Raw genomic sequence first — 22,258 nt, forward strand, 5'->3', positions numbered from 1 at the left:
GGCTCTTTTCAAGGGCGGATGTCACGCCCGTGGGCCAGCAGCCGGTCGGTGATTTTTTCGCAAAACGAGCGAATCACGTTGGGCTCCATGTCGGCACGCAGAGTGATACGGATTGCGGCCTTGCCTTGCGGCACCACGGGGAAAAAGACCGCTGAAGTGAAATACCCCAGCTCGGCCAGTTCGACCGCCACGCTGTTGGCCAGGGCTGCCTCACCGCAGGGCATCAGGCGGATCGCCATGGAATTGCCATGCTGTTCGGTACGAACGAGGCTGTCGAAGAAGCGGATATTAGCCTGTAAACGCTCCTGCAAGGCGCTGAATTCCCGGCTGCGATGCAGGCGGATCGAAGCCATGCCAGCGCCAATCGCTGCTGCGTTGAGGCTTTGCGACCAGTTGCTCGGCCCTCCGTAACGCTGCACCAGCGCTTTGTGCCGTTCACTGCCAAACATTGCCAGCCCGCCACTGGCCCCGAATGACTTGGCCAATGAGGCGACAATCAGGGTGCGTTCGTCTACCGCATGGAGGCGCGAGCGGGCCAGGCCGGCGCCGCACTGTCCTATGGTGGACAGCGCATGAGAGTCGTCCAGATAGAGAAACAGACCATAACGATGCTTGAGATACAGCAGGCTATCCAGATCCGCCACGCCGCCCATGCTATAGGCGCCATCGGCCACGTAGGCCACGTTGCGTTGCTGTTTGCACAGGTCTTCGAGGAAATCCATGTCGTTATGTGGGCACGTGACGACTTGGGTTTCATCGGCGCAGGCTGCCTTGATGTGGTTCATCGAGTAATGGGCGTGCTTATCAAACACCATCACGGGCGGTCGATTGCCGGTCAGCACACCGCTGGCCAGTAACGGTAAAATCCCGGCGCTGGCTGCACTGCAAGACAAGGCACTGAGACAACTGGCGCCAAACAACTCTGATAATTGGGTTTCGTATTGGTCCAGGATCGCCAGCTTGCAGCGATTTTTAGAGTTGGCGACACGCAGGGTCCCGCTTTCCCACAGGGCGGTCATGGCGCCATCCAGCAGCGCGGGGTGGTAATCCAGGCCCAGGTAGGACGTGGTGCAGAAGTGATGAAAGGTCCGGCCGTATTGGTCGACCAGGACATTGGGGGTCTTGACATCGACATTCAGGCCCGAGATTTTTCCGACTTCGGCGCTTTGCCAGTCCGGGTCTGCGAGGGAAATCACCTTGCGGTAGTTGGTGAAGTGATGGGGCGATTGTGCAGTCTGGTTCATGGCGCGATTACATTCCTTGGTTGATTGGTGCTGTCCGTGGGGTGTTTCAATATCTGTGTGTTTCCAGACTTTACAGATCGTTGTACAGGGCTTTGAATCGGCTGTTTCTGGTGTGCTTGAGTGTTACCGGAGACTTCTGTGTAGGACTTTGCCCAAGGGCTTGGGCGGGGAATCCATTTGCGCTGTCGGAGCGCAGTGAAGTGCCGCTTCTACCCCCGAATCTGCTGCGTTTCGCTGTGCCGGCGAGGCGGTCAGGCCATCGGTTGGCGGCGTAACGTCGATATTTTTCTCAAGGGTGCTTGTCCATGCTCTCAGGCTTGAATCATCTGACCCTTGCCGTCACCGACCTGGACCGGAGCGTGGGGTTTTATCACGGGTTATTGCAGCTTCATCTCCAGGCCAAGTGGGCCAGCGGCGCTTACCTGTCGCTGCCTGGGCTATGGTTGTGCCTGTCTTTGGACCCTTTGCGTAAAACCGAGCCGGCGGCGGACTACACTCATTACGCATTCAGCATAAGTGCCGAGCTTTTCCCGGTGCTGGTGGCGCGGCTTAATGCCGCACAGGTCACTCCATGGCGAGACAATCGCAGCGAAGGCGACTCGTTTTATTTTCTGGATCCGGATGGGCACAAGCTTGAAGTCCATGTGGGAGACCTGGCGTCGCGGCTGAACGCCTGTCGGCAGGCGCCTTATGCCGCTATGGAGTTTTTTACGGATCCGTGACGCTTGATGTGGTGTCACGTTCGGCCGAGTAGAGTGACGGTACAGGTGAGCTCCTCCAGTATTCATCCGATCGCATACGCTATCCTCATGGGTAACGGGCCGTACGTCTCGTATCGCCTGGCACACAAGGTTTCGTTCACCGCAGCATTATCCGGATGACCTCCAGCCCCATGGACACTCGAAGTTCCGCGCCGTTGGCCAGTTACATCGACCTTCTGCTGGACGCTGTGTGTGCCGTCGACGGTCAAGGGCGGTTTGTCTTCGTCAGTGCCGCCTGCGAACGCATTTTCGGCTACACCCCGCAGGAATTGATCGGCCGGCCGATGATCGATCTGGTGCACCCTGCCGACCGCCAACGGACCCTCGAAGCGGCGCGGGAGATCATGGACGGCGAACCCAAGCTCAATTTCGAGAACCGCTACCTGCGCAAGGACGGTCAGGTGGTGCATATCCTGTGGTCGGCGCGCTGGTCTGCGGTGGATCAATTACGCATCGCCGTGGCGCGGGACATCACCGAGCGCAAGCAGGCTGAGTCCCGACAAGCGGCGTTGTACGCGATTTCCGAAGCCGCTCATGCCGCGGCGGACTTGTTGGCGTTGTTCAAACGCATCCACCTGATCATTGGCGAGTGGCTGCCGGCGCTGAACTTTTCGGTAGCGTTGTATGACGAGCAATGCGCGCAACTGAACTTTCCTTACCACGTCGACGACCTCGAGCGACAACCTGAGTTGCCGGGCACGGTTACCGGGCGGTTGTGTGCCGAGGTGATTCGCAGCGGCCAGCCGATCCTGCTGACCCCCGGTTCCAGCCAGTTGCCGCCAGGCTTCTGCGACCTCGTGGCGCAGCCGGACGCGCCTTGTTGGCTGGGTGTGCCATTGAACTCCCAGAATGGCACGATCGGCGCGCTGATTGTAAAGAGCGCCCCACACCACGAACGCTACACCGAGCAGGACAAGGAACTGCTGCAGTATGTTTGTGCGCAGATCACCATCGCTGTCGAGCGCCAGCAATTGCACGCCCGGTTGCAGCACATGGCGCAGTACGATCAACTGACCCAGGTGCCCAACCGCGCATTGTTGCGTGACCGGTTCAAGTCCGCACTGATCACCGCCCGCGCCGCGTCAGGGCGCATGGCCTTGTTGTATATCGACCTCGATCGCTTCAAGCAGATCAACGACACCTACGGTCACGGAGTGGGCGATATGCTGCTGCAAGCGGTGGCCAGTCGTCTCAAGGGATGTATACGGGACACCGATACCGTAGCGCGCATTGGCGGCGATGAGTTCGTGGTCCTGCTCCATAGCATCCAGGATCTGGAAGACGCCCATCGCGTACAGGAAAAAATCCGCCATGCGCTGGCCCAGCCGCTGCGCCTGGACGGGCATTGCCTGAGCATCGAGCCGAGCATTGGTGTGGCCTGTTTTCCTGACCATGGCACTGAAGATGTGGACCTGTTCCGCCACGCGGACGCGGCAATGTATGCCGCCAAGCGTCGCAATCACCTGGCGTTCGGTAACTGACCACGCGCCACCGTTCGTCGTGGTATTGGATGTTTTTTCAAACCTTTCAGGCCTTGTTCCTTTCGGATGTAGGGCGAGTCCCACTCGCCGGAAAGATGACCCACGATCGAACGAAGGTGTTTGATGCGGGTCGCAAAAGTGGGAGAACCACCATCGCGAGCACCGTGACAGCCGAATCTGGCCGTTAACGGGACAGACGTCTCGCTGATTTTTCACCGGTGGTTCTGATTCAGAGGCGGGACACCCGCCAGAACTTTTATCAGAGGAGGGCGCGACCATGAGCCGTATGGCCAGCTTTTTTCGCACCACCAGTCTTGTCGTGTTGATGGGCCTGGGTGCCAACAGTGCCTGGGCCCAATCGCCTGTCGAATTCATCAACGACGCCTCGGCCAAAGGCATGGCCGACATCGAGGCCAGTCGCTTGGCCCACGGGAAAGCCGAGTCCAGGGAGGTCAAGGATTACACCATCATGGTGATCAACGACCGCACCACGGCCAATCAACATCTGGCCAAGATTGCGAAAAAGCTCGACTTGCCCGTTGCGCCCAGAGAGGAAGTGGCTGACAAGGCCAAGGCCCTGATGCCACAGGTGCAGGAAGGGGAGTCGTTCGAAGCCGCTTATGCTGCCAGCCAGGTCAAGGCCACCGAGGAAGCCATTGCGCAGATCCAGCAGCAGGCCCAGACGACCGAAGTGCCGGAAATCAAAGCCTTCGCCGATGAAACCCTGCCTAAATTGCAGACTCATCTCCAGATGGCCAGGGCGCTGCAGGCCAGTCGCTGATTCGTATCACTTCTTGAATTCAGGACCGGGGCGTTCACGCCCTGGTTCAACTCGCCCGCAAAAAAGGAGAAGTTCGATGTCCACACGTCGAGAACCCAACCAATACGCGATGCAGAACCCGTTGACCCAGTATCCTCGTCCGCCATTTCCCGACCAGCCGCAATCGCCGCCGGGCATTGATCAGGACATGGTGCCCAAGCCCGATCATGGCGAAAAAAGTTATCAAGGCTTCGGGCGCCTGGAAGGGCGCAAGGCACTGGTCACCGGTGGTGACTCGGGCATCGGCCGTGCCGCCGCCATCGCCTATGCTCGCGAGGGCGCTGACGTAGCGATCAATTATTTGCCCAGTGAAGAGCGGGATGCGCGGCAAGTCATTGAACTGATCGAAGCCGAAGGCCGCAAGGCGATTGCGATCCCGGGCGACCTCAAGGACGAAGCCTTCTGCGTCCAATTGGTGAAAAGCGCCCACGAGCAATTGGGTGGGCTGGATATTTTGGTGAATGTCGCCGGCAAACAGCAAGCGCAAAAAGATATCGCCGATATCACCACCGCGCAGTTCGATGACACCATGAAAACCAACATCTATGCGATGTTCTGGCTCTGCAAGGCGGCGCTGCCGCTGATGCCGGCGGGCGCGACGGTCATCAATACTGCATCGATCCAATCCTATGATCCGTCCGCGACATTGTTGGACTACGCCACCACCAAAGCGGCCATCGTGGCGTTCACCAAGGCGCTGGCGGGGCAGGTCATCAGCAAGGGCATCCGCGTCAACGCGGTGGCACCCGGGCCGATTTGGACCGTGCTGCAACCTAGCGGTGGGCAACCTCAGGAGAAAATTCCCACTTTTGGCTCACAGGTGCCGATGAAACGTCCAGGCCAACCCGCCGAGTGCGCGCCACTCTACGTATTGCTGGCGTCCCAGGAGTCGAGCTACATCACCGGGGAAGTGTTCGGCGTGACCGGCGGCAATCCGTTGCCTTGATCCTTGGCCGGGCCGAGCGAGTGGTACATCACCACTCGCGCTCCCCGCTTAACACTGGTTCAGGTCGATCTTGGTTTTTTCTTCCAGGCCTTCAAGGTTTTTCACTTCGCCTTGCCCCATGTCCTGGTAATGCTTCCTCAACGCCTCCAGTTGCTTGAGGTCTAGCGATTCGAGCCCGAGCATCGCATTTTGTGCATCCTTGGTTGCTCGCAATAGCTCATCGATCTTCAGGTGCAAGATGTCGGTATCGCGGTTCTGCGTGTTCTGAATCAGGAACACCATCAGGAAGGTGATAATCGTCGTTGAGGTATTGATGATCAGTTGCCAAGTGTCATTGAACTGGAACAGAGGCCCGCTGAGGGCCCAAAGCACCAATAACACGATGGCCCCCAAAAAGGTCTTGGGGCTCCCCGCCCAGAGGGCCAGTTTTTGGGCGATTTTTGCGAAGGTCATTGCTGTTTTCCTTGTGGGATGCACCTGTCTGGTGAGACAGCGACGACACAGTGAAAATTCTGCTCACATTTGAGCTGCAGTCTTTTGGCGAACGTTTATCGCCCTGCCAGATGACCATCGCAACATTTGCCGTATCCACGGGTCACTCCTTAACGCCCTCGACCGGAGTACACCATGAACCTCACCCGCACCTTCTGCCTTGCCTGTTGCCTGTTCGCCCTGCAAGGCTGCTTCGACAACTCGGACAATGAGACCAAGGACAACACCGATGGCACCAAGTCTTCAGTGCAGATGCAGGAGTCTGGCTCAGAGAAAAAATAGCGGTTAAGAAACGGCCGCCCCTTGGTACGCGAGCCATGCGGGAGCGGGCTTGCTCGCGAAAGCGGTGTATCTGCAGCATGACACACCGGCTTCGCGCGCAAGTCCGCTCCCACAGGTTTTTCAGCGCCCCTGCTGCAACACCTTCAGCGCCGCCGAAGCCAGAAAGCCTGAGCGGCTTTTTTCCTCAGGATGGTGCAACACATATTCATCGATACGATTGAGCAGGTAGCCAGGCAACGTGATGTTGAGTTTTTGCGCCTTGCCCAGGTATTTGGTCACATCGATGTCCACCAGCGCCCAGGTGCAGCCGGCATATTTTGGATTCGCCGCATGCAAGGTGACGGTGTTGGCCGGCGGAATCGCCGAACCGTCCTCAGCCAAAATCTCGAAGTGCCCCTCAATGGCCTCACGGGCCATCGCCATGGCCTCGTCCAGGTCGTCGCCAGCGGAAAAACAGCCGGGAATATCCGGCACTTCAACGCCCCAGGCGTGTTTTTCATCGCCCATGGAAATCGCAATCGGGTAAAGCATTTCAATCGTCCTCCGCAGACGTAGCGCAACTGGCCGTCTGAAGCAGGGCCTGTTGCAAAATACTGATGGCCGTTTTTTTGAGCAGGTCCTTCTTTGGATGGGGCACCGTCACCAGCCCCGGTTTGGTCGGATGCTTGAAGTGATGATGACTGCCCCGCACCCGCACCAGATACCAACCGTCCGCAATAATTTGGCTTATCAGAAATCGGCTATTCACATCACCTCCGTGTGGTGTGCTTGGTAGGTACTATACCTACTAAGATTCAATGATCAACACTATAACCACCGAGGGCGAGATCGGTAGGCAAGCGCAGTCATCGTAGCGAAGTCTGGAAGCAGCGTCGCACAAGGGCGGCAGCGAGGCGGGGTGGGTCTATTTCGGGATGTGAAACAGGGCGCAAATGCTTGGGTGGCGAGGGAGCTTGCTCCCGCTGGGGGGCGAAGCAACCCCTGGGTTTACAGCTCAAATATCAGCAGCTGCTTCGCGAAACTTCAGTCGCTATGACTGCTGCACAAATGTCAGTCGCAGCGCAAACCCGATCAGAAGACTCCCAAACAACCACTGCTGCGCGCGCTGGGCCGAAGGGGAACGCTGAAGCCAGCGTCCGAGCGTCACACCGACCAGCGCGTAGGCGCTATCAAACAAGAAACCGACGCTGACCAACACCACGCCCAGGGTCGCAAACTGCCCCAGCACCGGCCCGCCCTGTGGGTCGATGAACTGCGGCAACAACACCGAGCAAAACAGCAAGGCCTTGGGATTGAGCAGATTCGTCAGCAGCCCACGCCGAATCGCCTGGTGCCAACACCGCTTTGCGGCTTCCACACCGGCATCGTCAATACTCGGCAACAACGTGGTCCGCAGGCACTGAAAACCAATCCATAACAAATAAGCCGCACCGGCCAGACGCACCACATCAAAGGTCCATGGCGCTGTCTTGAACAACGCCGAGAGCCCCAACGCCGCCAGCGCAACATGACAGCCCCGAGCAACGCCGAGCCCCAGCGCCGTTGCCAGCGCCGCGCCTTTACCCTGACGGGCGCCGGTTTGCAGCAGCAGAATCATGTCCGGCCCGGGCAGCACATACACCACCATCAAGGCCATCAAGAACAACCAGAGCTCTGCCATGTCACTCCCCTTCATCGACGATTCGGTGGTGCCAGTCTAGGGCCGATGGGGAGGGCAGGTGGTTGCGAAGTCAGCTTCTATAGCCAATGAAATTAGCATAACCTGCTACATATTCACGGTAATAAATTGGAATCTACCAATTCATGAAGCTAGACGCCTTCGACCGCAAAATCCTCGCCGCGCTGCAACGCGATGGTCGCCTGAGCAATGTGCAACTGGCCGAAGAAATCGGCCTGTCCCCGTCACCCTGCCTGCGCCGGGTGCGGATGCTCGAAGAGGCCGGTGTCATTCGCGGTTATCAAGCCATCCTGGACCGTGATGAAGTGGGGCTCGGACTGACGATCTTTGTCGGCGTGAAGGTTGAACGGCACAACGACGAACAAGCCGAAGCGTTTCGCCAGGCCGTTACGTCGTTGCCGGAAGTGATCTCGGCTTTTCTGGTGTCGGGTGAATCGGATTTTCTGTTGCAAGTGGTGGTGCCGGACCTGCGGGCCTACGACCGATTCCTCACAGGGCGGCTGCTGAAACTGCCGGGGGTGAGCGATATCCGCAGCAACTTTGCGATTCATACGGTGAAGACGCCGGGGGCGTTGCCCTTGGGGCATTTACCGGGCACTGAGCAATGAACGACACAAGTGGGCGGCCAAGATCCCAAAAGCCCCGCTGTGAAAAACACCGGGGCTTTTTGTCTTGTCGTTAGGTGGGGAATGTTGCGACTCCCATTCTCAAACGTACGGTCTATCTATTGTTTCTCGGCTTTTTTTCTAACTTCAACTTCCTGTCTAGGCGTAATGACTTTCACAACGTCATCAATCACCGCCTTGCTCATTTCCAACAAAAAATGCGCAGCCCAGGCGTAGCGGTCGGTGCTCTTTTCAAACGCCGCGTCTTCGGCCAACCGGTGAGCGAGATGCAAAAGGTCCGACGCCCGTTCCAATGCCTCTTGGATGGGTACGCCGCCGTTGACACGGAACAGCGCTCGATCAGCGGAATAGTTGAAGGGGGTGTAGCCGATGGTTTTTAGCTCAGTGTTTTCGTTCATGGCCTACCTCCGAGGATCGGAAGGTCGTTGGCCCGAAGCTGAAGCTTGGTTCGGTAAGAGCGGAAATAGGATGGAATTGCGTTTCGCATAGTTTCACTCCTTGACTTGAGAAACCGCCGCCATCCTTTCCTAGATTCGGGTGGCGGCCGTACGTGGGCTAGGAACCGGGAATCAAGGCACCCGGCACACCCGAGGGTGTCCCACGCACAGCCGCCATAAAACATCATCGCAAACACAAAAAGCGCCTGCAATTTTATGGGCGCTGTGCGCCTTGAGTTCAACGGGTTCCTAGGCCCGGTCGCTGAATTTGCAGCGACGTCTGGGAGAGTAGCCACCGAAGGACAAGGGCAACAAGGCGAAAACTCGCCGAAAAGCGAAGTAAGCGTACCCCCTACGTAATTCTCGGATTTTGCCTACAAATATCCATGGGAGCCCTACGATATTGTCAGTTGTGCTGATTTCCCAGCCCATGATGAGGTCAGATCGTTGAGCCGCTAAGAAGGTAAAAACCGATGTGTGCAGATAGGGACAGGAAAACCAGCGCTTTGACTGAGTTTTTCACCAACACCCCCGCCGAGACTAGAAAAGAGACCTTGATGGGCATCATTGGCAAGGCTAACGCCTCTCAACGTGATGTTGTGCAGAAAGCGGAGGCTATCAAAGTTGCACGGGCCTCCGCTCAGGCAAACTGAACTCTACAAACTCCAGACCAAAAAAAACGGCCACCAAGAGCCGGTTTTTTTATCCCTCGCCAACACACAGCGCGGGACCAGAATTCGATTGGAGCGGGTGAAGGGAATCGAACCTTTATTGGCCAAAAAACCCAGAAAGTGTGTATCCGTGTAGCCGTCTGTAGGTGCCGAATGCAGTATCACTCGCGACCCTGGGCGCTGCTCACGGTGCACTATGGTGCACGAGGTGTCCACCTCAAATTTGAGCGTCCCTTAACCATGCTGATTCCGAGAATGGACGCTGTGATCAGGGCATGGCGACGAAGAGTGAAATCGCCACGTATTGGTGATGCAATCTGCTTACACGCTACGACCATCATTGCCTCGCAGGTGACAGGGCGACGGCCTGTTGCAAATTGTTGCGTATGTCATGATCGTCCAAGTAGGTAGCATCTACGTTAGGTGTACATTAGCAGGCGGGCCTGCCCGAGCGCATGATGGGAAAGGTATAGATGTTATCATCATGGCCGGTAGGAAAATTAAATGCTACAAGGAGTTAGCATGAAGCCAGATGTTGTCGTGACGTATGATCGGATTGAACAACTACCTAGTGAGGTTGCGGGTATATATGCCGAGTTTAAGAAGGAGATTAGACCTTCCTCGGATTTGCATAAATATCTTCTGCTATGTGAGAACGTAACTGAAAGGCTGAATTCGTTGAGTGTTGCTGATGGACTTGAAGTTCACCATGCTCAGCGGATACTCGTTGCTATCGTAGACTGCTATAAGCTTTTAACAGATGTATACGAAAGAAAAGCATTCAAGGGACTGATTGCGCAGATCGAGGCCACCCCTCTTGCGCCAAAAACGCCGGGTGGGTCTCATGGGCTTAACTCCGTGTTTGAGCTGGAGTTTCTGCAGTATCTGCGGCACAGAAAATTAAAAGCGAGGCTAGGTGAGCCAGATATCATTATTTCTACTGCGCAAGGTGACTATCTTGTCGCTTGTAAGTCCATCAATTCGCTCAAGAACATCAAGACAAATTTAGACTCAGCTGCCTCTCAAATTGCGGGGAGGGGGGTTGGGATTGTCGCGCTGAATTTCGAGCCTCACGTCTATTATGACGGAGCTATGGCAGTAGATGATCCGCTTGAGATTTTAGCAACATTAGATGAAAATGCCAGTAACCTGTATAAAGATTATGAGGGGCTTTTTGATAGTAAGCTTGCGAATGGTTGTTTTGATGGTATTACTATACAAGTCTGTTGTGTTGCGAATGTCATGGGTCAAAATACCGATTTTAACACGATGATTCATAATGTCTACTATTCAAGATCTCAGCTTCAGTCCGAAGAAGCTTTAGCAAGGTTTCGATCTTTCCGTTCGGCTATGAAAGGGTCGAATAGTTATTATCGGTGATTTCGGGGCAGTATGTAGATTTCATGGTGGCGATTAGAAGAGTAAGGCAGGGCGGCCTTGCCGATGGTGATGAGGGATTGCAGAGATTTTCTAAATGCGACCTTGACTCCGTATAAGGATTTAAGTCAAGGGTTATATAGTGGTCTGTAGTTTAGGGTCTGATTTTAAAATTATACTTATGGAGTGGTGAGGTGTTTTTTGTCTGAGCAAATAATTTTTACCAGCAAGTCTTCGTCGAGTGTTTCGCGCTCCATTGGTAAAGAGGGTTTTTTTCTAAAGTCAGACTCTTGGGATGATTATGGGCATAAAGTTAAGTTTCATTTAGAGTACGTGTCTGAAGCTGGCGAAATTACTCGTATTGGTGCCGTTAAGATTATTCAGCATGTTCTTTCTGGAAATGGAAAGTTGGATGTGTCCATGGCTACCAAGCTTCCAGCGCAGTTTGAGGCGTTAGATGATAACTTTATCTCGCTGGGTCAAAGTGATGATTACTATAAGAATTTTCATAAATTGTTTGGTAGTCGGAAGGCGGTCGAGGTCCTCAAATTGCTAAATGATATTGCGATCTCACCGTCGCTCGGCGAAAGGTATGAGTCTAGCACTGCGTATCGAAATGCGCTTCTGAGAGAAAATGGTGCGCGGCGGACGCAACGATTCGGTCGTGAATTGGCGAAGGGACGGAAGTTTAAAGAGTCTCTAGATTTTTCATATGTCGGATCGATTCGTGGTGCCGATGCGGCGGTAGAAGTAGATTTTGATTTTGATAATGAAGATCCAGTTCCTGGCAGAATTATAGCAATCATAGGTCGAAATGCTGTTGGTAAAACGAGATTCCTTGCAAGCCTCGGTGAAGATTTGGCTCAGATATCGAAATCCTCGAAGTCCAAGCTGACAGAGAGAGAATCTAGATTTCCTACAGGACGGCCTTTGTTCACTAGGATAATAGCTATTTCTTATAGCGCGTTTGACCAGTTTAAGCGTCCAGCTGCAGATAGTAGTGTAAGTTATGTATATTGTGGAATCAGAAATAGCAAGGGCAGCCTGTCGAGGTCTTCGCTGAATAGTGCGTACCTTGATAACTTGAGTAGGATACGTGATCGTCATCTAGAAGATGTATGGATGGATTACGTCAAGGAAGTTATTGGCGATGTGAATGATGATATATTTAATCCCGCTATGGATATTGATGACGACAGGGAGTACTCCCCGGATGAAGGATATGGCTTGACTAGGCTGAGTTCTGGGCAGTCGATCCTCACCCACCTGGTGACTGCGATACTTGCATGGATTCAACCAAACTCGATAGTTTTATTTGATGAACCTGAAACGCATCTCCATCCCAATGCTGTCGCTAATCTGTTTCTTGTTTTGTCAAATATTCTGAAAGACTATGACTCATACGCGGTGGTTGCAACACATTCTCCAGTTGTCATTCAAGAGATTCCGGCTAAGCGAGTCGTTGTTTTTCAGCGAGAGGGGAATGAAACCTATGCTGAACCGTTGAATCTCGAAAGTTTTGGGGAGAGTATTACTGAGATTACCAAGCACGTTTTCGAGACGGTTGAGGTCGATAGTGTTTACCGTAAGACGCTGAAAAGGCTAGCGAGCAGAGAATCGTTGGAGGAAGTGGCTTCTCGATTTGAACATGGTTTGAGTTTAAGTGCTGAAGCCTATCTCCTGTCTCAGTATGCTAGAAAGGCGGGGCGAAAGTGAAGCAATTAGTTGCGGTTTCGAATGCGCCGACATATATTGAGCGGTACATCAAGATTAGGGATAGCAAAAATCTTGCAACTCGTACAGCCTTGGAGGCAGTGCATGATTTTTTGATAAGAAGATATGCTTCTTACGAGTTGGGGTTTAAGTTTGATAGGTTGGCTTTTATAAGAAAAAAGAATAAAGCCATTGGGCTGAGCGACCAGCTTAGAGCTTGTTATAAAATCAAAACTAAGGCCCTGCAGAGATTGAAAGGTGCCATTGACTCTGCTCAGCCGCCACGTCGACTTAAGAATTGCCCGATGTGTGGTATTACACGCCCAACCACTTATGATCATTATATGCCGGCTGTTATTTTTCCAGAGTATTCGGTTCACCCCCTAAATCTGGTTCCATGTTGCTCTAGTTGTAACTCTACAAAAGATGATGATTGGCTTTGTGGTGAGGGGAGGCGCCAGTACCTTCATGCCTATATGGATAGTCTTCCGGATTTGATATTTCTGAATGTTGAGATTGTGGAGCGCCCGCCTTTGAGAGGGGTTGGAGCTTCTTTCTCTATTTCAAAACCCAGAGGCATGGACGAAAATCTCTGGAAATTAATTGAAAAGCATTTTGAAAGGCTTAAGCTGATTGAGCGATACACAAAATATTGCAATGACGAGATTGTAGATATTTTAGCTAGCGGGAAAGCTTATCTTGAAGGTGGTGACCCTGATGTTCGGGGCTTTCTCAAGAGAACGGGAAGGGATTATCAGTCTATGTGGGGTAAAAACCACTGGGTTGCTTTGTTAATGCTGAAGCTTAGCGACTATCCCGGTCTGAACAGGCTCGTTAGATAGGGGGGTAACCAGCGACCTATCAGCGATGTTGCTGGTTACTTGATAAACCCTAGCCTAAGCCGGAACGTCGAGCTCCTGTTCGAGGAGGGGGAAGCCCAAAGGGCTTTCAGGTGTTGCTAATGGAACACGCTATCTTCGGCGATGACCTATTGGCTTCGTGGCCAAGTGTATGAGGGGGAACAAACTGTTAGAGAGTGCTGTGATCTCTGAAAATTAATCGTGGATGATGATATCCAATCGGACGACCATGGGAGGCTCGACCTCGACCGTCATATAGTGTTTCTTCCATATTGCTCCCTAGATATCATGATAGCGCTGATGGTTGGATCCGCTAAAGGTTCGGCAAAGGGAATTCCAGAATGGGAGTTTTACTAGAGATCGTGAGGGTATGCCTGGCTCTGGAAATGGCGACGTAGAAGGACTTGGCAGCTGCAGATTTTTGCCTTGCGTAGTGGATCGCGTCGGGAATCAACACGTGGTCGAACTCCAGCCCTTTGAGGAGCAGGGGAGTTGAAATTGTCCTGGCCACTGGTGCTCGTCCTGTCCTGCTTAGACGCTGCCTTACTGCTTCCGACGCAGCGACAAGGCTCTGATGCCTGCCATCCATGATTTCACTTAATGCCCGCCTGGTATCACCGATGAGCTCCCCTCGGAATGTTCTCGACAGGGGGTGACTCCTTTCTAGTTTTAATACCTCCAGAGCACTTTCAGCTGAACCACTAATCGACAGTAGCGCCCAGGCAGTGGATATTTCGATATCGAGGCTGGCATCCGATGGCTTTCCTGGCTCAGCTGGCGCACGAGTGATCGCATCATCAATTAGTGATCTCAACCCATTGGCGCGTGCCTGTGGCGCGGATACTGATATATCCCAAATTTCTGCAAAATCCATCAAACGTTTTGCAGCTATTTCTTCTATGGATTGAAAAGCACCCCTGGTGCTCTTGGCTAAGTCATTGCAGGTGTTTCTCCAGCAGTTTATCGCTGCCGTCGAGCCGGTTCTGGAGTTGAACTCATCAAAGAACAACGACATATCAAATGCGTTACTGCTCTGGATGTAGTTAATGGGCCCGTCTCGCAGATCGATTGGTTCCCCTGTCATCAGTTTCTTCCGAGCTTCCGCAATCCATTTACCCAGCTCGGTATTTGCTGTGGCCCAACGGTGGGGTATTTGAAGTTCATAAGCGTGGGCGAAGTAACTGGCGACAGAGTCGTTCCAGCCGATTTTGGTTTCGACGAATTCAAAGATTCCCTGCATGGGATCCCCGAAAATAACGGTCGGAACGATGCAGGAGAGCCAGCATGCGATCAAATGCTGGTACTGCTCGCAGTCTTGATATTCGTCTATCAGCACGCGGTCGTAGGAGGCCTTGATGACCTCCTGGACGACAGGGCTTTGCAAGATCGAAGCCGCACCAAGGTATACGTCATCCCAATTGGGTTTGTTGGGATGAAGTGCAGGCCTTCCTGAACGACTGGGGAATGCCTGTACATAATGGCGAGCCCACGATGCAATAGTGTCTACGACGACCTTGTCGCTGGGCACGTGCATTCGCTGGAGGCGAGCCCGGATTGCGTGAACCCCTGCATGCGTGTGGGTCAGTACCAAGGTTCGGCGTCCCAGAGCGGCCACCTTAGCGATCAGTTCTGTTTTCCCATGGCCCGCTGGAGCCACGACGGCCCGACGGCTGAGCGTGAGAATGGACTCAGGCGTTACCATAAAGCCAGCTCTCTACGGTGCGGAGGCATAGGCCTATGGGCGACCCATGTGGGTTGTCGATAATTTGCATCATGAGAGCGGATATAGCGCGACCGCGCTCAGCATTTTTGAACCAGCTTTTTTCGGCGGCTAGATCACTGAGGCGTAGCCGAAGGTTTGGGCTGTCACCGACCAGATCCCAATCACAAAAACAGGCGTCGACATCAAGGCCTTCGAAGGTCTTTTCTAAGTGATCCACTAACGTGGGTTCGCTGATGAAGCCAGCCACCAGGTCGAGTAGGCCGTCTATTTGGGTATCAGTGGCTGATTGGAACACCGCCCTCTCCGTGTTCAGACCACCCCCATACTCGATGACGCGCACGCTTTGAGCTTGTAGTTTGGCAGCGAAGTGGGTATCCAGTTTTCTATCTGAATCTCTGAAAAGACCCACTTCGTACCCGAGCGCCTGGAGCGCGAGCGCCAGGGGCGGGCCTGCTGATCCCCCTCCATCAATAATGGCCGCGCCGAGTTGCTCGATCGGCACTCCATCGTGTCTGTCGGGGTAGCGCTCCCTCAATCCAAGCATCATTCCGAGTTCTGTTGCGCCTTCGCAGAGTAAAATCTTCCGGGCGAATAGGGCCCGTGGGGCCCCCTTCAACACTCGGGAAATATCTCCACTTGCCAGGGCATGTTTGATGTCTGCAACCGCCTCGGGCGAGCGGGAAACTATGAATAGAGAAGGTGGAGGCAACTCAGCCAAGACGACATCGGAGTGGGTGGTCATCAGAATTTGGCCTTTAGCCAGATTCGCCTTCTCTGCCTCCTTTTGCCATTTTTTGAGCTGTGCCATTGCGCCAAGGACGCGATGCGGCTCAAGGCCTTGCTCCAGTTCATCAACAAGGACAATGGCGCCTTCGCTGATAGCAGAACGTTGAACAGCCAACGTCGCCAAACGCCTGGTTCCAAGGCCAGCCAACCGCAATGGTACGGAACCGTCATGCAACGCGATCGAGCTGGAGTTGAACCCACCTCGCCCGAGCTCAAGGTCGGGGCCGTAGGCTTGGTTGATGTAGGCGCCGAGTGAGCGGGCAGCCGTTTCGGCAGAGGCCGCAGCTTGGGCTAACTCTGGGATGGAGCCCAGGTTGGCACTTTGACGAGCAGAACGATAAGCATGAGCCAGCATCTGCGCGGTCTCATCGTTGGCCTCAGTCATCTTGGAAAGCACTGAGCCTTGGGCCCAGGTCAGATGGCGTGCCTCGTCACCGGCCAGTCTGACAAGACAAAACATTGCCCTGTCCCTGTTCGAAAGGATTCTTGGAACTGGATAGCGATCGCAGACCAGAGACCAAACGGGTTCCATGGTCGCATCGACCGAAAGCCTTACTGTCAGGACGGGGGTGTCGGCGTCCTCGGGTTCATCGTTGAGCTCGCCCGTTGGGGAGAGGCCACGAAGATACAGACCGAAGCGACCATCAGAGAGCAGGGCGCGGGACAATTCGCCGATAGTGACTTCCACTTCGATGTCTTCAGCGGTGTTCGCGTGGTGGAAGTCGGCCTCGTTGAAGGTCATCCACCGTGGGGATAAGGCTGCCTCCACAGCGTCCAGCACGGTTGTTTTCGCGCTGTCGCCCACGCCGATCAGGCAACAAATGGACTGTCCCATCAGCTTCCATTCGAGATGCTTGATGCCCCTGAAATTCTTTACAGTCAACTGCTCAACGCGCATCCGTCACCCGAGAAGTGGCCTAATGCAATCAAGGGTAGCTGAGCTCAAACATAACTCAATGTTTAGCTTGTTATTTTTTCAGATTCGTATCGGCGCGTTGAAGAACGCTTGGGTTTGAAGGATTAGGAAAGAAGTGCCTGTAAATGTATAGAGTACTCGTTGGGTATTGCCTAGGGTGCGGCAATGGGAGCTGTCGAGGCCACTAGGGAAAGCCGAGCGCTGCTGTCTTCACAGACTACGATATCCCCTGTTACATAAATTCATATTATAATTAAACGCATTTCGAGGTCTGCTACGGTCGTGCCTTGAAGAATTAACTAATGCTCTTCTTGATCTTCATGTATCGGAGATCAGGCTGGAGTTGGCCAGTGGTCAAATGCAAGGAGTACTGGTCTGAAAGTAGGAGTTTTTTTGTTATTATATTTTTCACTAAATGCGGCTTCTTAACCTCTCCAATGCTCATGAGGATTCCATAGTCGTGCAGCGCTACCCGAAATATTTTATTTATGGGTCGGATAGCTATTTTGCATTTTTAAACTGAAATGTCAGCCGAGCTGGTGAAGAAGTGTGGTTATCTCTTTCTCTTTTCTTTTGCGCTTCGCATCTTCAATTTTCTGATCTAGGATAAGTTCTATTGCTGTTCTAAGGATCGGGAACTGCTTCATGCATTCCTCTTCAGAGCCTGAATGAATTCCAAGGCTGAGCACGCTATATATCTTTTTGTTGTTTACTAGATACTCTGGTAGGTAGTCTGATAACGCTTTAATTTTTTCTCCAACCGACGCCCTGCTAAAGTCTACACTGTTTGTCTTCTTCCAGGTCTCGGACTGCTGGGCTTCCAAATGTGCTTTTTCCAGCAAGTATTCAAGGAGTCGCCTTAAGTAAATCAAGCTTCCGGCGCCCACACCATGTGAAAAAAGCCCGATCGCTTTAACCAGCTCGCGGCATCGATCTTCCCCTAAGACTTTTCGGTAGCGCTTAACACTTGGAGCTGCTACGTCATAAGTGGATGGATATTGACCGATTTTTTGTACGCCTTGGTTTTCATCAAATTGAAAGCTGTAACTTATTGCGTGATTGTTATCGCGACTGCATTTGAATCTGAATTCGATGAATGGAAAATACTGCCACCATGAGTCTAAGGTTGTGCGGCCTTGATTGTAGCCGTTGTCCTGACGTTTGAAGGTGCTGTCTTTTGAGCAATAAGGACAAAATGAATCGATGACGGCATCCCGTTGTGTGAACATTAAGAAGTCGTTGAAGTTTTCCTCGGTAACTTTGTAGAAGGCGTACAGCGGAAGGTCAACGCAGAAGCTTTGGAGTGACGGAAAGGAGGGGTCAGGCGGCGCCGTTTGAACATCAGTCATTCGTATTCCTCAAATACACAGTCCATCTTGAAGAGGCTGTTTGATTTTTTGATGGTAAGTGAGGGCTAAACGACCTCAGAGTAGATTAGAAGCCAAGACAGGGCCGAAAACAACCAGGCAGCGAGGCAGATTTACAGGCGTGAATCCGCCTTGGACGGAGGGGGGAAAACAGGCTAGGCAAGACTACTCCGTGGCATGCCACAGTCCACAGCGGCATGGGTGCGGCTTGCCGCACTCATGGATATGAGCAGGTCAACTGGATGTGTAGTTGCTGCCGGCAGCGAGCTCAACGAGGGTGACCTCGCTAGAGTGCGATGTAGACGATAGTGCGCGGGACCGTTGCTTGTTTCATCGGATTGGCGTCGAAGACCTCCTGAGTAACCTTGGCATGCTGGGCCTCGATGATTGGAGGGGCTGGCGAGACCCGGACACAGCGAGTTCCCTCTCGCTCTATACCCGGCTCATAATTGATCCTTCAGACCAGCCTCAAAGGTGGCTCAGGTGGTGTGAGCATGAAGCGGCTTTCAACCATCTCGCGGGTAAGCCCACAAGCCTTGAGAGCCTTTCTCCAACTCGCATGATCCAGCAAATCCAGCGCGCGCTGCACCAGTCGAGGTGACTCCATCTCGATCTGATCATCGAGATCTTCCCGCCGTGTGAAGCCCTTACGATTCAGGTATGTGAAGCCTGACTTGGCCTGCTCTTGGCTGATGAGATCCAGAGCCTGAGCCCGATAGATCAGAGCCTTGAAACTAACCTTCCACCTCAGCTTTAGCTCACCCAATGCTTGCCAGTTGAGATACCGGCCTCGCATTGCAGGGAATTCTCCTGCAAAGCTTGCCCTGGGCATCAAAAGGGCACTTGCGAATTGGTTGGCCTGATCTTCCGTGTGCCGGCAGCCCGTTTCCACACCTTGGTGCATCACCAGGTGACCGAGCTCATGGGCGATGTCGAAACGTTGCCTGCATGGGTTCTGCTTCGCGGTATTGCGAACAATCAGTGGGCGCTTGTTGTGTAAGGAAAACGCGTCGATGCGATCATCCGCTTCAGCGATATTGACGACCAGCACTCCAATTTTTTCGACCAGTTTGGTGACGTTCGAGAGAGGGCCAAGCCCCAACGATTGCTCTCTACGAAAACGCTCAGCAATCTGTTCGATAGTATCGACCCTTGTCACTGGTTCATCATGTGTCCGAAAGCTGATATCCGGAAACGCGACTTCTTTGTCGAGCTCATCGATCAGCAGTTCGAAAAGCTCAACCTGAGCTGCAATCGATTTCTTCATCGTCACCGTTGAGGCGCGCACGCTTCGGAAATGGCATTGCTCAAGTTCAACGGAGCTGCGTCTGGGCGCAAAGAAAAACTCCTGAGTGACGCCCAGAGCCGTGCTCAGCATTTCCAGCTGCACGGCGGAGGGAAATCCATTCACCTCCAGTTTGTGAGCATACTGCCGGGTAACTCCAAGCAGGTCACCGATGTCTGCAAGCGACCAACCGGACGCGCAGCGCGCAAGGCGCAGCTTGTCCGGGGAGAATTCGTCGCCTAATGCCAGTTGCTGTGTTCTATCGTCCATCTACGCTGCCAGGTTCGTCGGGGTTTTTCGTGTCGGCGTCTTTGTTTCTGCGAACCACCAAAGGTTCCTCGATCTCGACTTGAGCAGGGAGATCGCTGGTTCTGACCGGCACGCTGGCCTTGTATTCATGTGCCCAGTGGCAAAGGATATTTTGGTTGATATCGAAGCCCACGATCGTGGCTTTGAATTCGGGGAATTCGAGGTCGTTGTTCCCATCAACAAACAGTCTCCAGGTGGAAACCTCGGGGCAGGCCTCGAAGAGGCTCAGTTGGTGCAGCTCTACCAGATTGGCCTTGAGCCTATGCAGCTTCTTAGGAGCATTTGGGTCATCGGTGACGATCTGAAGGAGCACGCCGTTGAGGCTGATCGTGAAGTCCATGGTGCCGTTTCGTAGCTCAAGCCATGGCAAGGTCACGTCCGTACCCAACGCTTTACAGAGCCCCTGCAGACGCCCGTAGAGGAGGGTCGCGCGAGTGTATGCGGTATCGTTTGGTGTAGATGCATCAGCCAGCGCCTGATACGCAACTGAGATCACTTCCTGGCAGACCAGATCCAGATATTCGGGGAGCAACTCGGGTGCGAAATGACTTGGGTGCTGGGTTTCATGCATCGATATAACCTCAAAAACCGTGCAAATTATTGATACTGTCAACCGGCATTTTTGTGCAGAAGTATTGGTTTGTCAACTGGCTGGTCCGAGGCCACTCAGCCGAAAAAAGCATTTCACCCTAGGTGGGTTACTGAGCCGAAGGGACTTTCGGTCGATTCACCTTGTTGGCGTACGCGGACATCGACTGTTAGGAAGTAGCGAGACATCTGCTCGACGGCTGCATCAGCCGGCAGGGCGACATCGACCAATGCAACCAAATTCACCACGTTTCCTGGCTCTGCCAGCAGCTCAAAAATCTCGAACAAAGGCAACTGATTGAACTGATGTACCACGATCATCTGCCCGTGAGCCCCTTCGGTGATCTCATAGAACGGAACGTGGGCAACACCCAATTCATCCTCATAGGTCGCACACCTCGCTTTGGCAACAGTCACCAAAGCCGATTGGTCGGCACGCTTGCCGCCCCGCAGTGTCCCTCGTTCTCCGCCAGCCTCATAAGGACGTGGCTCGTCGCGGGGCACAGGAAGTCAAAACATCCCGTCAGCAGCACGCTACGTTCCTTGGGTATCAGATTTCTTGTGCAAAGAAATATTGTCGTGCTATCACGCAAGGACGCTCAGTGCCCAGTTAACTCCCAATAGGGAGAAAGGCCTTGGATGGAGCTCAGCATTCGAGAACACCGCGAACCCTCACAAACACCAGACCAAAAAAAACCGGCCACCAAGAGCCGGTTTTTTACGTCCCTCGTCAAAACCACACGACGTGAGACCAGAATTCGTTTGGAGCGGGTGAAGGGAATCGAACCCTCGTTATCAGCTTGGGAAGCTGGAGTAATGCCATTATACGACACCCGCTCAGAGCGGCTGACTTTGTACCAGATGTGGGCAAGGATTTGAAGTTTTTCTTTACGCGCGGCGAGGTCAGTCGTCTACGCAAGTCTCAAACCAGAGCGGTCGTTCGCGGGCAAGCCCCGTTGCCAAAAGCGCAGGGCGGGGCTTGCTCGCGAGGACTCGGTTTCAGATAGCCAGTGCATGGTAGCCCTGTACGTAGTTATAGCGCGGTCGGCTTTCGTGGTGAGCCGGCTTGAGGAAATCCAGCAGGGCGTTGCGGCTGTCCCGGCAGGCGGCTTTGTGTTCCATGTCCAGGAAGTGCCCGGTGGCTTGCAGTGTGCTGAAGCTGCTGTGCTGCACGTGATCGGCAAAGAGCTTCGCGTCTTCGGCCGCCGTGTATTCGTCCCATTCGCCGTTGAGAAACAAGACAGGCACGTTGATTTTTTTCGCTGCGTTGACGTAGCACAACCGATCGCTGTGGAGCACGTCGCTGATGTGGAAATGCATCTGCCCGTATTCATGCTCGGCCAGGCTGCTGACGTGGCGATAGTTGAAGCGCTTGAACAGCGGCGGCAGGTGTTTGCCAATCGTGCTGTTGACCAGGTGCCCGACACGGTCGCCATCCAGGCTGCCGAGGTAATCCACACCGCGTTCCAGGTAGTCGCGCATCGGCGCATTGAGCACCGGTGAAAACGAGCTGATCACCGCTTTTTCGATGCGCCGTGGACGCTCTGCCAATGCAGTCAGCGTGGCGGCGCCGCCCCAGGAAAACGACAGTACATGCTCGGCGGCGAAGTGGTCGATCAGTTCCAGAAGGATCTGACCTTCGATCTCTTTCGTCAGCATTTGCTCATGTCGGTTGTGGGCTTTGGACTTGCCCGCGTAGGGTTGGTCGTACAGCACGACATTGAATTGCGGATAGAGGTTTTTGGCGGTCTGTGCAAACGACGCAGTCGTGGCCATTGAGCCGTTGACCAAAATGATGGTCTTTTGTGCGGCGTCTGCGCGATAGAACTCCGTGTAAACCCGATACTGACCCTGTATATCCAGCACAGCGATTTCTGGCCTCATGTCATAAGACTC

At 53.6% G+C, this 22,258-nt stretch carries 22 protein-coding genes and 1 tRNA gene; 9 read left to right on the forward strand and 14 right to left on the reverse strand.

Annotation, left to right across the window (positions count from 1 at the left end; genetic code table 11):
* Positions 1–8: 8 nt before the first annotated feature.
* The gene (locus tag J9870_RS06940) at positions 9–1,244 is read right to left on the reverse strand and encodes an aminotransferase class I/II-fold pyridoxal phosphate-dependent enzyme (RefSeq protein ID WP_210643256.1); all 1,236 of its coding nucleotides are present in this window, start codon (positions 1,242–1,244) and stop codon (positions 9–11) included.
* Between the two features lie 305 nt (positions 1,245–1,549).
* Between J9870_RS06940 and J9870_RS06945 the strand changes: the two genes are divergently transcribed.
* The 4 genes from J9870_RS06945 to J9870_RS06960 all read left to right on the forward strand — a co-directional run bounded on the left by J9870_RS06945 (position 1,550) and on the right by J9870_RS06960 (position 5,252).
* Positions 1,550–1,966, forward strand: coding sequence for a VOC family protein (locus J9870_RS06945; protein ID WP_210643257.1), 417 nt, complete (start codon positions 1,550–1,552; stop codon positions 1,964–1,966).
* Positions 1,967–2,136: 170 nt separating this feature from the next.
* Entirely contained in the window at positions 2,137–3,486 is a 1,350-nt protein-coding gene (locus J9870_RS06950) for a diguanylate cyclase (protein ID WP_210643258.1), read from the forward strand.
* Between the two features lie 277 nt (positions 3,487–3,763).
* The gene (locus J9870_RS06955) at positions 3,764–4,267 is read left to right on the forward strand and encodes a DUF4142 domain-containing protein (RefSeq protein WP_210643259.1); all 504 of its coding nucleotides are present in this window, start codon (positions 3,764–3,766) and stop codon (positions 4,265–4,267) included.
* Between the two features lie 76 nt (positions 4,268–4,343).
* Entirely contained in the window at positions 4,344–5,252 is a 909-nt protein-coding gene (locus J9870_RS06960) for an SDR family oxidoreductase (protein WP_210643260.1), read from the forward strand.
* A 48-nt stretch (positions 5,253–5,300) separates the two neighbouring features.
* On the opposite strand, the gene J9870_RS06965 is transcribed toward J9870_RS06960, so the two are convergent.
* Entirely contained in the window at positions 5,301–5,705 is a 405-nt protein-coding gene (locus J9870_RS06965) for a low affinity iron permease family protein (protein WP_210643261.1), read from the reverse strand.
* Between the two features lie 174 nt (positions 5,706–5,879).
* Between J9870_RS06965 and J9870_RS06970 the strand changes: the two genes are divergently transcribed.
* Positions 5,880–6,026, forward strand: coding sequence for a hypothetical protein (locus tag J9870_RS06970; RefSeq protein ID WP_210643262.1), 147 nt, complete (start codon positions 5,880–5,882; stop codon positions 6,024–6,026).
* Between the two features lie 120 nt (positions 6,027–6,146).
* Here J9870_RS06970 and J9870_RS06975 read toward each other — a convergent pair whose 3' ends face one another.
* The 3 genes from J9870_RS06975 to J9870_RS06985 form a co-directional block, all read right to left on the reverse strand.
* Complete coding sequence (locus tag J9870_RS06975) at positions 6,147–6,557, reverse strand: type II toxin-antitoxin system HicB family antitoxin (protein WP_210643263.1); 411 nt, start codon at positions 6,555–6,557, stop codon at positions 6,147–6,149.
* 1 nt (position 6,558) lies between these two features.
* Positions 6,559–6,774 (reverse strand): type II toxin-antitoxin system HicA family toxin, encoded by a 216-nt coding sequence (locus J9870_RS06980; RefSeq protein ID WP_210643264.1) that lies wholly within the window; start codon positions 6,772–6,774, stop codon positions 6,559–6,561.
* A gap of 282 nt (positions 6,775–7,056) precedes the next feature.
* Positions 7,057–7,686, reverse strand: a complete 630-nt coding sequence (locus J9870_RS06985; protein WP_210643265.1) for a LysE family translocator — start codon at positions 7,684–7,686, stop codon at positions 7,057–7,059.
* 143 nt (positions 7,687–7,829) lie between these two features.
* On the opposite strand from J9870_RS06985, the gene J9870_RS06990 reads away from it, so the two are divergent.
* Positions 7,830–8,312, forward strand: a complete 483-nt coding sequence (locus J9870_RS06990; protein WP_134923166.1) for an Lrp/AsnC family transcriptional regulator — start codon at positions 7,830–7,832, stop codon at positions 8,310–8,312.
* A 116-nt stretch (positions 8,313–8,428) separates the two neighbouring features.
* Here J9870_RS06990 and J9870_RS06995 read toward each other — a convergent pair whose 3' ends face one another.
* A complete protein-coding gene (locus J9870_RS06995; RefSeq protein ID WP_210643266.1) occupies positions 8,429–8,728 on the reverse strand; it encodes a DUF3077 domain-containing protein in 300 nt (99 codons plus the stop codon).
* Positions 8,729–9,960: 1,232 nt separating this feature from the next.
* Here J9870_RS06995 and J9870_RS07000 point away from each other — a divergent pair.
* The 3 genes from J9870_RS07000 (at position 9,961) to J9870_RS07010 (ending at position 13,370) form a co-directional block, all read left to right on the forward strand.
* The gene (locus J9870_RS07000; protein WP_210643267.1) at positions 9,961–10,818 is read left to right on the forward strand and encodes a hypothetical protein; all 858 of its coding nucleotides are present in this window, start codon (positions 9,961–9,963) and stop codon (positions 10,816–10,818) included.
* 198 nt (positions 10,819–11,016) lie between these two features.
* Entirely contained in the window at positions 11,017–12,531 is a 1,515-nt protein-coding gene (locus J9870_RS07005) for an AAA family ATPase (protein WP_246883082.1), read from the forward strand.
* Positions 12,528–13,370, forward strand: a complete 843-nt coding sequence (locus J9870_RS07010) for a hypothetical protein (RefSeq protein WP_210643268.1) — start codon at positions 12,528–12,530, stop codon at positions 13,368–13,370. Before J9870_RS07005 ends, J9870_RS07010 begins: the two co-directional genes overlap by 4 nt.
* Before the next feature lie 331 nt (positions 13,371–13,701).
* On the opposite strand, the gene J9870_RS07015 is transcribed toward J9870_RS07010, so the two are convergent.
* The 8 genes from J9870_RS07015 to J9870_RS07050 form a co-directional block, all read right to left on the reverse strand.
* The gene (locus J9870_RS07015; RefSeq protein WP_210643269.1) at positions 13,702–15,090 is read right to left on the reverse strand and encodes a UvrD-helicase domain-containing protein; all 1,389 of its coding nucleotides are present in this window, start codon (positions 15,088–15,090) and stop codon (positions 13,702–13,704) included.
* A complete protein-coding gene (locus J9870_RS07020) occupies positions 15,077–16,795 on the reverse strand; it encodes an AAA family ATPase (RefSeq protein ID WP_210643270.1) in 1,719 nt (572 codons plus the stop codon). The genes J9870_RS07015 and J9870_RS07020 overlap by 14 nt, the downstream gene beginning before the upstream one ends.
* A gap of 545 nt (positions 16,796–17,340) precedes the next feature.
* Positions 17,341–18,162: a hypothetical protein gene (locus J9870_RS07025; protein WP_210643271.1), complete on the reverse strand. Its 822-nt coding sequence runs from the start codon at positions 18,160–18,162 to the stop codon at positions 17,341–17,343.
* 475 nt (positions 18,163–18,637) lie between these two features.
* Positions 18,638–19,735 carry an ImmA/IrrE family metallo-endopeptidase gene (locus J9870_RS07030; protein WP_210643272.1) on the reverse strand — a complete coding sequence of 366 codons (1,098 nt, stop codon included), beginning with the start codon at positions 19,733–19,735 and terminating at the stop codon, positions 18,638–18,640.
* Positions 19,725–20,345 (reverse strand): hypothetical protein, encoded by a 621-nt coding sequence (locus J9870_RS07035; protein ID WP_210643273.1) that lies wholly within the window; start codon positions 20,343–20,345, stop codon positions 19,725–19,727. The genes J9870_RS07030 and J9870_RS07035 overlap by 11 nt, the downstream gene beginning before the upstream one ends.
* Positions 20,346–20,458: 113 nt before the next feature.
* Positions 20,459–20,737, reverse strand: a complete 279-nt coding sequence (locus J9870_RS07040) for a hypothetical protein (RefSeq protein WP_246883083.1) — start codon at positions 20,735–20,737, stop codon at positions 20,459–20,461.
* A 388-nt stretch (positions 20,738–21,125) separates the two neighbouring features.
* Positions 21,126–21,199: transfer RNA gene (locus tag J9870_RS07045), tRNA-Gly, on the reverse strand.
* Positions 21,200–21,361: 162 nt separating this feature from the next.
* Positions 21,362–22,246: an alpha/beta hydrolase gene (locus tag J9870_RS07050; protein WP_210643274.1), complete on the reverse strand. Its 885-nt coding sequence runs from the start codon at positions 22,244–22,246 to the stop codon at positions 21,362–21,364.
* Positions 22,247–22,258 lie beyond the last annotated feature (12 nt).

Origin of the sequence: Pseudomonas sp. Tri1 (assembly GCF_017968885.1) — a bacterium.
Taxonomy (GTDB): Bacteria; Pseudomonadota; Gammaproteobacteria; order Pseudomonadales; family Pseudomonadaceae; genus Aquipseudomonas.

Excerpts from the sequence above, each read along its gene's own strand:
- J9870_RS06940 (WP_210643256.1), bottom strand. The coding sequence starts at position 1,244 with ATGAACCAGACTGCACAATCGCCCCATCACTTCACCAACTACCGCAAG.
- J9870_RS06945 (WP_210643257.1), top strand. The coding sequence starts at position 1,550 with ATGCTCTCAGGCTTGAATCATCTGACCCTTGCCGTCACCGACCTGGAC.
- J9870_RS06950 (WP_210643258.1), top strand. The coding sequence starts at position 2,137 with ATGGACACTCGAAGTTCCGCGCCGTTGGCCAGTTACATCGACCTTCTG.
- J9870_RS06955 (WP_210643259.1), top strand. The coding sequence starts at position 3,764 with ATGAGCCGTATGGCCAGCTTTTTTCGCACCACCAGTCTTGTCGTGTTG.
- J9870_RS06960 (WP_210643260.1), top strand. The coding sequence starts at position 4,344 with ATGTCCACACGTCGAGAACCCAACCAATACGCGATGCAGAACCCGTTG.
- J9870_RS06965 (WP_210643261.1), bottom strand. The coding sequence starts at position 5,705 with ATGACCTTCGCAAAAATCGCCCAAAAACTGGCCCTCTGGGCGGGGAGC.
- J9870_RS06970 (WP_210643262.1), top strand. The coding sequence starts at position 5,880 with ATGAACCTCACCCGCACCTTCTGCCTTGCCTGTTGCCTGTTCGCCCTG.
- J9870_RS06975 (WP_210643263.1), bottom strand. The coding sequence starts at position 6,557 with ATGCTTTACCCGATTGCGATTTCCATGGGCGATGAAAAACACGCCTGG.
- J9870_RS06985 (WP_210643265.1), bottom strand. The coding sequence starts at position 7,686 with ATGGCAGAGCTCTGGTTGTTCTTGATGGCCTTGATGGTGGTGTATGTG.
- J9870_RS06990 (WP_134923166.1), top strand. The coding sequence starts at position 7,830 with ATGAAGCTAGACGCCTTCGACCGCAAAATCCTCGCCGCGCTGCAACGC.
- J9870_RS06995 (WP_210643266.1), bottom strand. The coding sequence starts at position 8,728 with ATGAACGAAAACACTGAGCTAAAAACCATCGGCTACACCCCCTTCAAC.
- J9870_RS07000 (WP_210643267.1), top strand. The coding sequence starts at position 9,961 with ATGAAGCCAGATGTTGTCGTGACGTATGATCGGATTGAACAACTACCT.
- J9870_RS07015 (WP_210643269.1), bottom strand. The coding sequence starts at position 15,090 with ATGGTAACGCCTGAGTCCATTCTCACGCTCAGCCGTCGGGCCGTCGTG.
- J9870_RS07020 (WP_210643270.1), bottom strand. The coding sequence starts at position 16,795 with ATGCGCGTTGAGCAGTTGACTGTAAAGAATTTCAGGGGCATCAAGCAT.
- J9870_RS07025 (WP_210643271.1), bottom strand. The coding sequence starts at position 18,162 with ATGACTGATGTTCAAACGGCGCCGCCTGACCCCTCCTTTCCGTCACTC.
- J9870_RS07030 (WP_210643272.1), bottom strand. The coding sequence starts at position 19,735 with ATGGACGATAGAACACAGCAACTGGCATTAGGCGACGAATTCTCCCCG.
- J9870_RS07035 (WP_210643273.1), bottom strand. The coding sequence starts at position 20,345 with ATGCATGAAACCCAGCACCCAAGTCATTTCGCACCCGAGTTGCTCCCC.
- J9870_RS07050 (WP_210643274.1), bottom strand. The coding sequence starts at position 22,246 with ATGAGGCCAGAAATCGCTGTGCTGGATATACAGGGTCAGTATCGGGTT.